This is a genomic window from Flavobacterium sp. GW823-FHT04A11 (assembly GCF_058796535.1).
Genome location: NZ_CM179503.1, coordinates 1,507,975 through 1,520,331, shown reverse-complemented (window position 1 = coordinate 1,520,331; position 12,357 = coordinate 1,507,975). Strand labels below are relative to the sequence as shown.

The 12,357-nt window shown below is 32.9% G+C and carries 10 protein-coding genes; 5 read left to right on the top strand and 5 right to left on the bottom strand.

Annotation, left to right across the window (positions count from 1 at the left end):
- Positions 1-43: 43 nt before the first annotated feature.
- Positions 44-2,479, top strand: coding sequence for an ABC transporter permease (locus AC3QL1_RS06635; RefSeq protein WP_492496182.1), 2,436 nt, complete (start codon positions 44-46; stop codon positions 2,477-2,479).
- 87 nt (positions 2,480-2,566) lie between these two features.
- Here AC3QL1_RS06635 and AC3QL1_RS06630 read toward each other — a convergent pair whose 3' ends face one another.
- The gene (locus AC3QL1_RS06630; RefSeq protein WP_492496180.1) at positions 2,567-4,192 is read right to left on the bottom strand and encodes a L,D-transpeptidase family protein; all 1,626 of its coding nucleotides are present in this window, start codon (positions 4,190-4,192) and stop codon (positions 2,567-2,569) included.
- A gap of 422 nt (positions 4,193-4,614) precedes the next feature.
- On the opposite strand from AC3QL1_RS06630, the gene AC3QL1_RS06625 reads away from it, so the two are divergent.
- The 4 genes from AC3QL1_RS06625 (at position 4,615) to AC3QL1_RS06610 (ending at position 7,167) form a co-directional block, all read left to right on the top strand.
- On the top strand, positions 4,615-5,742 hold the full coding sequence (locus AC3QL1_RS06625) for an Mrp/NBP35 family ATP-binding protein (protein ID WP_492496178.1): 1,128 nt from the start codon (positions 4,615-4,617) through the stop codon (positions 5,740-5,742).
- Positions 5,743-5,849: 107 nt separating this feature from the next.
- Positions 5,850-6,089 (top strand): NifU family protein, encoded by a 240-nt coding sequence (locus tag AC3QL1_RS06620; RefSeq protein ID WP_026982674.1) that lies wholly within the window; start codon positions 5,850-5,852, stop codon positions 6,087-6,089.
- A gap of 212 nt (positions 6,090-6,301) precedes the next feature.
- The gene (locus tag AC3QL1_RS06615) at positions 6,302-6,790 is read left to right on the top strand and encodes a hypothetical protein (protein ID WP_492496176.1); all 489 of its coding nucleotides are present in this window, start codon (positions 6,302-6,304) and stop codon (positions 6,788-6,790) included.
- Positions 6,791-6,849: 59 nt separating this feature from the next.
- A complete protein-coding gene (locus tag AC3QL1_RS06610) occupies positions 6,850-7,167 on the top strand; it encodes a 2Fe-2S iron-sulfur cluster-binding family protein (RefSeq protein WP_012023404.1) in 318 nt (105 codons plus the stop codon).
- Positions 7,168-7,254: 87 nt separating this feature from the next.
- Here the strand turns inward: AC3QL1_RS06610 and AC3QL1_RS06605 are convergent, their stop codons facing one another.
- The 4 genes from AC3QL1_RS06605 to AC3QL1_RS06590 form a co-directional block, all read right to left on the bottom strand.
- Entirely contained in the window at positions 7,255-7,941 is a 687-nt protein-coding gene (locus AC3QL1_RS06605; protein ID WP_492496174.1) for a DUF6058 family natural product biosynthesis protein, read from the bottom strand.
- Positions 7,942-8,076: 135 nt separating this feature from the next.
- The gene (locus AC3QL1_RS06600; RefSeq protein ID WP_492496172.1) at positions 8,077-9,066 is read right to left on the bottom strand and encodes an aspartate-semialdehyde dehydrogenase; all 990 of its coding nucleotides are present in this window, start codon (positions 9,064-9,066) and stop codon (positions 8,077-8,079) included.
- A gap of 171 nt (positions 9,067-9,237) precedes the next feature.
- On the bottom strand, positions 9,238-9,621 hold the full coding sequence (gene mscL, locus AC3QL1_RS06595; protein WP_492496170.1) for a large conductance mechanosensitive channel protein MscL: 384 nt from the start codon (positions 9,619-9,621) through the stop codon (positions 9,238-9,240).
- 68 nt (positions 9,622-9,689) lie between these two features.
- Positions 9,690-12,158, bottom strand: coding sequence for a bifunctional UDP-N-acetylmuramoyl-tripeptide:D-alanyl-D-alanine ligase/alanine racemase (locus AC3QL1_RS06590; protein ID WP_492496168.1), 2,469 nt, complete (start codon positions 12,156-12,158; stop codon positions 9,690-9,692).
- Positions 12,159-12,357: the final 199 nt, after the last annotated feature.

The window sequence follows — 12,357 nt, the reverse complement described above, 5'->3', positions numbered from 1 at the left end:
ATACTAGCTATTATTTAACTAACCGTTTTAAAAGAGACAAACTATGATTTTTAACTGGTTTAAAATATTTATTTATCATTTAAAGCAAAACAAACTGTTTTCGTTTTTAAATGTTATGGGATTAAGCATTGGAATTGCCGGAGTAATTTTTGCCATTTTATATTGGAATAATGAAAATGCATACGACCAATGGAATCCTGAAAAAGAAAATACGTATCAGGTTTTGAACAAAATTGGCGGTACCGGGAATACATGGGCATCAAATTCAATACCTTTTGGAGAAACCTGCAAAGCAACAATTCCTGAAATTGAATCTGTTTGCTTTTTTAACAACACCTGGTACGACAACGCTCCGATAAAATACGGAAGTAAAAAAATAATGGGCGAAAAAATCTCAGTTTCTGATAATGGTTTTTTTGATGTTTTCCCATTTCCGATTGTAAAAGGAGCCAAAACTAATATACTGAAAGAAGACAGTAGTGTCGCCATTTCTGAAGAAACTGCCAAATTACTTTTTAATGATGCAGACCCAATTGGTAAGTCCGTTACTTATAATAATAAGGTTTATACTGTAAAATCGGTTTATCATTTGATTAGACCATCTTCTATAGAACCAAATTACGTTTTTGGCGGTGTTAAGCGTGAAGATGATAAAACGAGCTGGGGAAATTTTAATTATGGCCTGATGATCAAAACCAAAAAAGGTACTGATCCGGTGGCACTTTTAAAGAAAATGCAAAACGTGAATTTTGTCAACAGAACCTTAAAAGACGCAAAAGAAAGCGGTAAAACTGTAGCCCAATTTGTTAAGGAAAATGGAGAAACAACGGTAATAATAGATCAGTTAAAGACCGCTCGCCTGCATGGTACAAAATCTTCTCAGGGAATTAATTTTCCTGAAGGAAAAGGCAATCTGCAATTGCTTTATATCATGGTTGGTCTGTCTATTTTGATTTTAGTTTTATCATTGGTAAATTATATTAACCTGGCGACAGCTTCTGCAATAAAACGTGCTAAAGAAGTTGGAGTGCGCAAAATTGTAGGGGCTACTAAAAGCCAGATTGTTACCCAGTTTATTTTTGAAACTGCTATAATTGTTATTTTGTCCATACTATTTGCATTGGCAATTGTGGAGCTTTCTTTACCTTATTATAACACATTTTTGAAGAAAACTTTGACTATGAATGGCGGTGAATTTTACCTGCAGCTTATTTTCATTTTTGGATTAGTAATTATTCTTGCGGGTATTTTTCCAGCTATTTACATCTCAAACTTTGAGACTTTAAAAGTTTTAAAGGGTAATTTTTCAAGAAGTAAAAGCGGAATTTGGATTCGAAATTCGATGTTGATTTTTCAATTCGGAATTGCAGCCTTCTTTATCATTGGTGCGTTGATTGTAAATTCGCAGGTAGGTTATATGATGAATAAAGATCTAGGTTTTAATGGTGATCAGGTAATTAGAATTCCGTTTAATTATCCGGAACGCAAACAAAGAACTGATAAATACATTGCTATGAAGCAGGAAATTCTTAAGATATCCGGCGTTCAAAACATATCTACTTTTGCAGGAACTTTTGGAAATAGTACCAATTCGAGTTCAGGGTTTACGCATAATGGAATTCATGTGCAGCCACGAAATGTTGAAATGGATTTTGGTTTTCTTGAAATGATGAAGATAAAAATTGTTCAGGGACGCGATTTGTTGCCACAGTTTGCATCAGATACTGTTACTAATATGCTGATGAATGAAACTCTGGTAAAAACTTTAAATCTTAAAAACCCAATAAATACAATTATAACCTCTGGTTGGGGAGACGAAAATGAGGAAAACAGGAAATTTAAAATTGTTGGGGTTGTAAAAGATTTTCATATTACAGGACTTCAGGATAAAGTTCCGCCTATGGTTTTTATCAATCTTAAAACTTTAAAATGGAATAACTTTAATAATGTTTATTTAAAAGTTTCTCCAAATAATTTAACCGAAACATTGGCTAAACTAAAAGCATATTGGGAGAAAAATGTAAATCCTGATTATCCTTTTGATTATGAATTTGTCAATAAAGGATTTGCAAAAACATACCAGGAACAGGTTAAACAGAAGGATTTGTTTTTCATTCTGAATCTTGTTGTAATCATTATCGCCATTTTTGGATTATTTGCTTTGGCTTCTTTTTCTATGGAAAGACGATTGAAAGAAATTGCCATCAGAAAAACGCTTGGCGCAGAAACCGATGTTTTATTAAAAGAATTATCAAAACAATATATTGTTTTCTGTCTGGTTGGTTTTGCAATTGGCGTAGTACCGGCTTATATTTTATTACAGAAATGGCTGGAGAATTTCGCTTTCAGAATCGGAGTTTCGGTTGTTCCGTTTACTATTGCGCTTATTTCTTTATTGATCCTGACGTTACTGATTGTTTCGGCAAAAGCCTATCAGGTAACTAAAATAGATATTTTAAAATATTTAAAATACGAATAAGAACTTGTAGACCATTTTTTTAAATACCCGTTAGATTTATAAAATCTAACGGGTATTTTTTATTATTTTTAGAGCTTAATTCTTTGTTTAATTCATCACTATTTCATCAGAATAAAGCAGTTTATCCAAACGTTTGTCTCTGTCATATACATCTGCAAAAAAACTAATTTCGCCGGTTTCATCGTTTACCCAAGCGGTAAAATAACAGATGTAAATTGGAATTTTATTCTTGAGCATACAGGTTGTTTCTTTTTCACCGCTCATTGCGTTTTCTATTTTTTCGACAGGCCAGTCCGGATTGTCTTTTAGAATGGACAATGCCAGTTGTTTTGCTTCCTTTACATTAATGCAGCCGTGGCTAAAAGTTCTTTTTTCAAATTCAAACAAACTTTTGGCCGGTGTATCATGCAAATAAATATCGTTAGGATTTGGAAACATGAATTTAACGAGACCCAACGAGTTTTTAGGACCCGGTTTTTGTCTGACACGGCCTCCATTCCACTCCATATTATTTTCGGCGAGGTAATTTTTATCGGCGGCAATTTTGAGTTTTAATTCATTATCAATTATACTTTGCGGAACATTCCAATACGGACTAAAAACGATTCTGTCTATCATTCCGCTAAAAATTACGGTTTCGGTCATTCTTGTTCCCACAAAAACATCAGATACCAGTTCGTATTTCCCATTTTTAACATAAAATAATCTATACGAAGGAATATTGACCATGACCAATTCGTCTGCATTGGCCAATTTTGCCGGTATCCATCTGCATCGCTCCATATTAATCATGATCGTTTTGATTCTGTTTGCAATAGGTTCGTTCATTTGATTGATGTGTTCCCTGGTCAGCGCATAGTTCAATTTGAGTCCATATCTTTTTTTATAATTTAATACGCCGGCCATCATTTCTTCATCATAAACATTTCTTTTAGAATCCTGTTTCAAATCTCCCACAACAAACAAACGTTCTCTAATTTGACCCACTATTGCTGAACTATCCATTGGTTTTAATTCCTGATACGTGGCGCTGTCAATAACAATTTTTTTCCATAAATTATTTTTCTCGATCGCTCTGTATTTTTTTAAAACATCCTGAAGTTTATAGTATTGACTAAACAAAAGATGTTCATCTTTAGTGAGTCGGTTTGGATCTACAATAAGTGAATCTAATAACCTTGAATACGAAATGCTTTTTGTTGGCAGGTACCAGCCGATTTTTTTTAAAGTTTCTGCATCTTCGCCAGAATAAACATTACTGGCATAAAAAACATACATACTAGACAGTAATAATTCGGTATTTATTTGAGAGGGCTTTTCAGTTACGCTTTCATTAAAAATCTGGTCGATCACATCTTTATAAGGCATTTTTTTATCGATGCCCTGCTCTTTCATCACATTAACTTTTTGGTACAGCAAATGCCCAAATTCACTGATATTTTTATCATCATACCAAATTGCATTATACTGACGCTTTCTATAAAGATCAAAAACATCTTTCTCGTATTTTTTTAATTTAGAATAGGTTTTAAAAAAATTATTAAGAGACGCGCTATCAACAGAAAATCCTGAAATTGATTTGACCGGAAGAAAAATGTTTTCCCTTAAAGCTAATTTATTGTCAATTACCACTTTATTATTTTTGGAAAAACCGAAAGATGACAAGGAAAAACTGATGGCAATAAGTAAAACTAAAAAGCTGGAGTTTCGCATAATTTTATCTTTTAAATTTAGAATACATCTTTATTTGAAAAATAGCGAAAACTGTATGGAATACCCTAAAATAAGCCTTCGTCTATTTTTTTAAAGTAGGAGAAATCAAAAATTCAGGGTACTCAAAGGTACAAAATTATACTCAAAACAATTTTATGGAGCATAATAAATTATACGAAAATTCATATTTTTTAACAATAACAATGCATTATAAATTAAATGAAGTTTTGCTGTACTTTTTTTTATAAATAAAAATGTAAAAATAAAAATGGAGTTGTATTAGTTTGAATAATCTCAATATCAACAAATCCAATACAAAAAAGCCAAAATCCGAACATAATCATTTATCTTTGCAGTCTGAAATCGGTTTAAATAAAAAGAATTTTTAGATTAATTTCAATCCATACAAACACGACAATAAAATGAAATTAGACAGAAAAGAAATTCTTAAAGCTCTGGAAACAATTACAGTAGCTGGAGAAGGAAAAAATATGGTTGAAAGTGGAGCTGTTGCCAATGTATTGACTTTTGGTGATGAAGTTGTGGTAGATTTAGTACTGCATACTCCTGCAATGCACATTAAGAAAAGAGCGGAAGACGATATCAAAAAAACAATTCACGAATTGGTATCTGCAGATGCAAAAATTAAAGTAAATATTAAAGTTGAAACTCCGGAAAAAAACGAAATTAAAGGTCGTGCAATTCCTGGAATTAAAAATATTATTGCCGTTGCTTCCGGTAAAGGCGGAGTTGGAAAATCTACTGTTACAGCAAATTTAGCCGTAACATTAGCCAAAATGGGATTTGCAGTTGGTGTTCTTGATGCGGATATTTACGGGCCTTCGATGCCAATTATGTTTGATGTTGAGAACGAAAAACCGGTTTCGATTACTGTTGATGGAAAATCAAAAATGAAACCTATTGAAAGTTATGAGATTAAAATACTTTCTATCGGATTTTTTACAGCGCCAAGCCAAGCCGTAATCTGGAGAGGTCCAATGGCAGCAAAAGCATTAAACCAAATGATTTTTGATGCAGATTGGGGAGAATTAGATTTTATGTTAATCGATTTGCCTCCCGGAACTGGTGATATTCACCTTTCTATCATGCAATCATTGCCAATTACCGGTGCCGTTGTAGTAAGTACACCTCAGGCTGTGGCTCTTGCCGATGCTAAAAAAGGAGTTGCAATGTTTATGCAGGACAATATTAATGTTCCTGTTTTGGGAATCATAGAAAATATGGCTTACTTTACACCGGAAGAATTACCTGACAATAAATATTATATTTTTGGTCAGGAAGGAGCTAAAAATCTTGCAGAAGATTTAAATGTTCCGTTTCTGGGAGAAGTGCCAATTGTACAATCTATTCGTGAAGCCGGAGATTATGGACGTCCGGCAGCTTTGCAGACAGCATCACCAATTGAAACTGTTTTTGAAGAAATCACAAGAAACGTTGTACAGGAAACCGTAAACAGAAATGAAAGTTTACCTGCTACCGAAGCTATTAAAATTACAACAATGGCAGGTTGTTCAGCAGTAAAAAAATAATTAGATAATTTAGATCATGAGATAATTAGATAATGAATATTGGGGAATTAAAATTTTCTAATTATCTCATTTTCTAATTGGCACATTCTAATTGACAAATAAATATTATGACAACAGAAGAATTAACAAGCAACGTATTATTGGCTCTTGATGAAATCAGACCTTTTTTAAATTCTGATGGAGGAGACATTACACTAATTTCCATAGACGATGACAAACATGTTAAAGTTCGTCTTGAGGGAGCGTGTATTAGCTGTAGCGTAAATCAAATGACACTTAAAGCAGGTGTTGAAACCACTATAAAAAAATATGCTCCACAGATAGAAACTGTGGTAAATATTATGTAACAATTGTAATTTTTAAAGGATTAAGAAAATTCTCATTTTAACAAGAATAATTGACCTTTAATCGTTTTGGTTTCGAAAAACACAAAAAACATTCAAAATAAAGCGACTTTTTGCGGTTTTATCAAAAAATTATATAAAGATTTAAGAGATTCCTACAGAGGATTGTTACATTTTTAACTTAAATTTGTAGAGTAACCCCTTAAACGAAATTTATGAAGAATTTTTACGCTCTTATTTTATTAATGTTTTTTGTTTCAGCAAGTTATGCGCAACAAAACACAACAACAACACTTATCGTTGACAAAGCTTATTTGAATGAATCAGAAGAATGGACTGATTTTACCTATTCGGGAAAAATTATATTCTCAACCAATTCAAATGATGAAGAAGGAACTTTAAGAATTGGCAATTACGATTTTTTATATGATTTCTGCGATGGAAAAGCTAAATTTGCCAACAAAGCAACTTATAGTTCAGCACAATTTTCACATCCAAGAAAAGTTTCTGTTTCTACAGACAAGCAAGGAGTTGTAAACTCCACTTATGAAGGAACTCTGGTTTTTCAGGCTGATAGAGATTATTACTCCGTTATTGCTATTGTTACTATATTAGAAAAAAACGGTTATATTCTGGGTGTAAAAATGCGCCAAAAAGAAGGTAACAAAAAAGAGTACGCTTTTAGCACAAAACCAACTAGTTAAAACAACAAAGGATTTTTTCACGTTATAAAATCCTAAATCAGAAAATTCCAACATTAAAAATGGATGTATTAATTAAGATTAAAGATCGAGAAGGAGTTATACACGAGTTACAGGCTCCAACTGATATGGCAATGAATATAATGGAGTTATGCAAGGCATACGAACTTCCTGTTGAAGGAACCTGCGGAGGAATGGCCATGTGTGCTTCTTGCCAGTGTTACGTTCTAAATGATGTTGCATTACCTGAAATGGGAGATGAAGAAGAAGCCATGCTTTCGGAAGCGTTTTATGTTAAATCTAATAGCCGTTTAGGTTGTCAGATCCCAATTACTGAAGAATTAGAAGGACTGGAATTAGAACTGGCTCCTGAATATTAAAAATAAAATTCCAATATATTAAAAATTCCAAATTCCAAAAACGTCAGTCGTTCTATGGAATTTGGAATTTTTTATTTGGAATTGATATTACTCGTATTTGTTAATTAAATCTTCCAGCAGAAATTCTTTTAGCAGTTTATCCAGGTATTTACCTCTGCTGCTTAATTCTCGCTGATAAGGCGCAAAATCACTTGTATAATCATTAAATACATTATTCAGATCTTTCAACTGATTTATTTGTTCGGCAGTTATTGCTGAACCTTTCTTTTCAATAAAATCTAAAATTCTTTTTATTGCAATTTCTTTCTCAATAATCGCTTCTTCAGTATTTTCTAAAGTACAAATACCATAAATTCCTTTGCAAAAATAGTCCCATTCTTCTTCTAAAGCTATATTTGCTTTTACCAGATCGATTTGTCCGTTTTCGTCAAAAGTATTTCCGTAAGCGAATGTTTTGTATTTGTGATTTTTTAAATTAGATAGAAGATTTTCTCTAAAATCCTTTTTAAATTTTTCCGGATTATGATGCAGCGTATTATCTGCAATAAGCTGCAAAATGCTTTTTGGAAAATATTTTTTAGAAGAAACAACCTTGTAACTATCGCCTAAAGAAGAACTAATTGTTATTTCTGAATCAATACTATATGATGGCTGCGGAATAAGTTTTGCCTCAATAAGATGATTAAATTTATCCGGAGTAATATTCATTAAACTGATAACTTCTTCAGCTTCCAGATAATTTTCTTCGATGTATTTTAGGTTGATATCTTTCATGATTCGTGCGATACTATTTTTAGATTTAAGGAATAATTCACGAAATAAATGTACCAAAAATAACATACAAAAAAACCGTAATTACAAAATGTAATTACGGTTTTTTCTTTATAACAATTTTCTTTAATCTCTGGCTTATACCAAACCTGCCTGAATTAAATATTCAGCGATTTGAATTGTGTTTGTTGCAGCTCCTTTTCTTAAGTTATCAGCAACAATCCACATATTTAATGTATTTTCCTGGCTTTCGTCACGACGAATTCTACCCACAAAAACATCATTTTTACCTTCTGCATACAATGGCATTGGGTATGTAAAAGTGTCTAAATTATCCTGCACCACCACCCCATCAGTATTATGCAAAATTTCACGTACTTCGTTTACATCAAAATCATTTGTAAACTCAACATTTACAGCTTCGCTATGGCCGCCTACAACTGGCACACGAACAGCAGTTGCTGTAACACGGATCGTATTATCACCAAGAATTTTTTGAGTTTCGCGAACTAATTTCATTTCTTCTTTAGTGTATCCGTTGTCTTCAAAACTATCGCAATGTGGAATCGCATTTCTGTGAATTGGATATTTATATGCCATTTCTCCCTGAATTCCGGCGTATTCATTTTCTAATTGTCTAACCGCTTTTACACCAGTTCCGGTGATCGATTGGTAAGTAGAAACAATAATTCTTTTGATGTTGTATTTTTTATGCAAAGGAGCTAAAGCCAAAACCATTTGAATAGTAGAACAGTTTGGGTTTGCAATAATTTTATCTTCTTTTGTTAAGGTCGAAGCGTTGATTTCAGGAACTACTAATTTTTTAGTCGGGTCCATTCTCCAAGCCGATGAGTTATCAATAACGGTAGTTCCGGCTGCAGCAAATTTTGGCGCCCATTCTAATGAAGTATCTCCTCCGGCAGAAAAAACGGCAATATCAGCTTTCATATCAACAGCCGTTTGCAATCCTACAACTTTATATTTTTGACCTTTATATTCAATTTCTTTTCCAATTGATTTTTCAGATGCAACAGGAATTAATTCTGTTACAGGGAAATTTCTTTCCGCTAAAACTTTAAGCATTACCTCGCCAACCATACCAGTGGCACCTACAACCGCTATTCTCATTTTTATATTTTTAGTATGAATTAATCTAAATTACTCTGCAAAAGTATACATAATAAAAATCAAAACAAGGCGATTCACAAAAAATAACAAAATGTTACAAAACAAACAAAAGCAAAAAAACCGTCCCAATTAAGGAACGGTTAAGTTAGACTTAGTGTAGCGGTATATATATTATTGTTTATTTTTTAATAAATCTCTAATTTGAATAAGAAGCTCTTCTTGTGTTGGTCCAGCTGGTGCTGCTGGCGGCGGAACATCTTTCTTTTTTAAGTTGTTGATTCCTTTTATAATTAAAAATAAAACAAAAGCCACAATTATAAAGTTAATTACTGCCGAAAGAAACAAACCATATTTTACACCTCCAAAAGCGGTAAGCTCTTCGATAGTAGATAAATGTGCCGCATCCAAAGCCGGTTTCAATATTAAAGGCGTGATTACATTTTCAATTAACGAGCTTACAATTTTGCCAAAAGCAGCTCCAATAATAACACCGACAGCCAAATCGACTACGTTGCCTTTCATTGCAAATTCCTTAAATTCAGAAAGCATTCCCATAATTGTTCGTTTTAATTTATATTTATTTAACCCCGAAAATACGGAATTTTCCTGAAAATCCCTCAAATCTATCTGAAAAATACCCTTTTTACACGTTGCGAAATACTCGTTAAAATTTCATACGGAATAGTTTTCAATGCATTAGCAATTTCAGTAACGGTTGGGCTTTCGCCGAAAATAATTACCGAATCACCTTCTTTGCAATCAATTTCACTTACATTTACCATCAGCATATCCATGCAAATACTGCCTACAATGGGTGCTTTTCTGTTTTTAATCATCACATATCCCACTTCATTTCCCCATAATCTCGAAATTCCATCGGCGTAACCAATTGGGATTGTCGCTATTTTAGTTTCTTTTTGCGCCATAAATCTTCGGCCGTAACCTACGCTGTCTCCGGCAGGAATAGTACGGACCTGAGAAATAATAGATTTTAAAGTGCCAACATTTTCTAAATATTTTTGTTCTAACGGATCATTAGAAACTCCATATAAACCAATTCCCAAACGTACCATATTATATTGTGCCGCAGGAAAATTACTGATTCCGGAAGTATTCAAAATATGACGAATTGGATCAATATTTAATTCTGAAATTAATTTGGATGATAATTTTTCGAATAAATTAATTTGAGACATCACAAAATCATAATGATTCATATCGTCGCTTGTTGCCAAATGCGATAAAACACTTTGCACTTTTACGGTAGAATTTCCTTTTAAAGTCTGAATCAATTCGTCAATTGTATTTTCTTCAAAACCCAAACGATGCATTCCTGTGTCGAGTTTTATATGAATGGGGAAATCTTTTAAATTTTTCTCGCGGGCTATTTTCAAAAAGGCATTCAGTCCTTTTATACTATAAATTTCAGGTTGTAATTGGTATTGAATAATCGATGGAAAACTTGTCGATTCCGGATTCAAAACCATAATTGGCAATTTGATTCCGCCATTTTTAAGTGAGATTCCTTCATCGGCGAAAGCCACACCTAAATAATCAACATTATGATGTTCTAATAATTTGGCAATTTCCAAACCGCCGTTTCCATAACCAAAAGCCTTTACCATCACCATGATTTTGACATCGCTGGCTAGTTTTGATTTAAAGAAATTCAGGTTGTGACTAATAGAATCCAGATTGATTTCCAGAATCGTTTCGTGCGTTTTCTCTTCTAATAAAGTCACGATTTCTTCAAACTGAAATGTTCTTGCTCCTTTTATCAAAATCGTTTCATTGGCAAAATTCAGGCTTTCAAAATGAGCGATAAATTCTGCTGTATTTTGAAAAGTTATACAGTTCGAAAATTTATCTGCAAAAGAGGAAATTGTTGTTCCAATGCCAATTACACGATTTATTTTATTGTCTGAAATAAGCAGGGCAACTTTCGAATATAATTCTTCATTTGAAAATCCGCTTTGAAAAATATCAGATAAAATAACCGTTTTCGAAGGATTCTTTTTTTGGCTTTCCAGAAAATCCAACGCAATTTTAAGCGATTGAAAATCGGAACTGTAACTATCATCAATAATACTGCAATTGTTGATTCCGTTTTTAACTTCCAAACGCATTTCTACCGGATACAGCATTTGCATGCGGTTTTGAATCGTATTGGAATCATATTTAAAATACAACAAAACCAACAAACACGAAATGGCATTTTCTATCGATGCAGAATCCTGAAACGGAATTTCTAAATCAAAAATTTCATTATTATATTGGTATTGAATGTGTGTTTTATCCCCTTTATTTTCTTTATTCAGAATAAAAACATCTGCCGATTTATCTCTGAAACTCCATGAAAAAAGTTTTCGCGGATGCATCATATATTCTGCCGCAAATTGGGATAAACAGGAATCTACCGTTTCATTTTTTTGATAAATAATAACGGGACAATCTTTAAACAAAAGCAGTTTTTCATCAATCTTTTGTACCAAATTCAAAAATCCTTCATCGTGAGCGGTTCCTATATTCGTAAGGACGCCAATTGTAGGTTTAATGATTTTTTCGAGTTTGTCCATTTCGTTAACCGTAGAAATTCCGGCTTCGAAAATGCCCAGATTGTGTTTCTCATTAATGGCAATCACAGAAAGCGGCACACCAACTTGTGAGTTATAACTTTTAGGACTTCTGATAATATTATAATCCGGACTTAATAAAAAATTAAGCCATTCTTTTACGATCGTTTTTCCGTTGCTCCCGGTCAGGCCGATAACAGGAAAATCAAAAATATTTCTGTAATAAGCTGCAAAATTCTGTAAAGCGTGTAACGTATTTTGAACAATCAGAAAGTTCGCTTTTCCCTCGCAGTTTTCAGGAATATATTGCACGACAAAATTCTGAACTCCTTTTTCAATCAATTCTGAAATGTATAAATGAGCATCATTATTGACGCCGATTAAAGCGAAAAATAAAGTTTGAGATCCGTTTTGCAGTGAACGGCTGTCGATCGAAATATGATCAATAAAAATATCAGTTTCAGCACCAGTCCATTTGGCTTCAAGAACGGATACAAGGTTTTTTATATTTATGCTCATTTGGGAAATTTCTTTTGTCAAATTTAAAAAAAGGTTTGCCACGAAATTCACAAATTTTCACTAATTCTTAAGGGTGAAAAAAATCTGCCACAGATTCGGGGATTAAGATGATTTTTCTATTCTGTGTTTTTTTGCCACTAATTGCACAAATTTTCGCTAATTATTTTTCACACAGATTTAAAAAAGATTTTAGCAGATG

Excerpts from the sequence above, each read along its gene's own strand:
- AC3QL1_RS06635 (WP_492496182.1), top strand. The coding sequence starts at position 44 with ATGATTTTTAACTGGTTTAAAATATTTATTTATCATTTAAAGCAAAAC.
- AC3QL1_RS06630 (WP_492496180.1), bottom strand. The coding sequence starts at position 4,192 with ATGCGAAACTCCAGCTTTTTAGTTTTACTTATTGCCATCAGTTTTTCC.
- AC3QL1_RS06625 (WP_492496178.1), top strand. The coding sequence starts at position 4,615 with ATGAAATTAGACAGAAAAGAAATTCTTAAAGCTCTGGAAACAATTACA.
- AC3QL1_RS06620 (WP_026982674.1), top strand. The coding sequence starts at position 5,850 with ATGACAACAGAAGAATTAACAAGCAACGTATTATTGGCTCTTGATGAA.
- AC3QL1_RS06615 (WP_492496176.1), top strand. The coding sequence starts at position 6,302 with ATGAAGAATTTTTACGCTCTTATTTTATTAATGTTTTTTGTTTCAGCA.
- AC3QL1_RS06610 (WP_012023404.1), top strand. The coding sequence starts at position 6,850 with ATGGATGTATTAATTAAGATTAAAGATCGAGAAGGAGTTATACACGAG.
- AC3QL1_RS06605 (WP_492496174.1), bottom strand. The coding sequence starts at position 7,941 with ATGAAAGATATCAACCTAAAATACATCGAAGAAAATTATCTGGAAGCT.
- AC3QL1_RS06600 (WP_492496172.1), bottom strand. The coding sequence starts at position 9,066 with ATGAGAATAGCGGTTGTAGGTGCCACTGGTATGGTTGGCGAGGTAATG.
- mscL (WP_492496170.1), bottom strand. The coding sequence starts at position 9,621 with ATGGGAATGCTTTCTGAATTTAAGGAATTTGCAATGAAAGGCAACGTA.
- AC3QL1_RS06590 (WP_492496168.1), bottom strand. The coding sequence starts at position 12,158 with ATGAGCATAAATATAAAAAACCTTGTATCCGTTCTTGAAGCCAAATGG.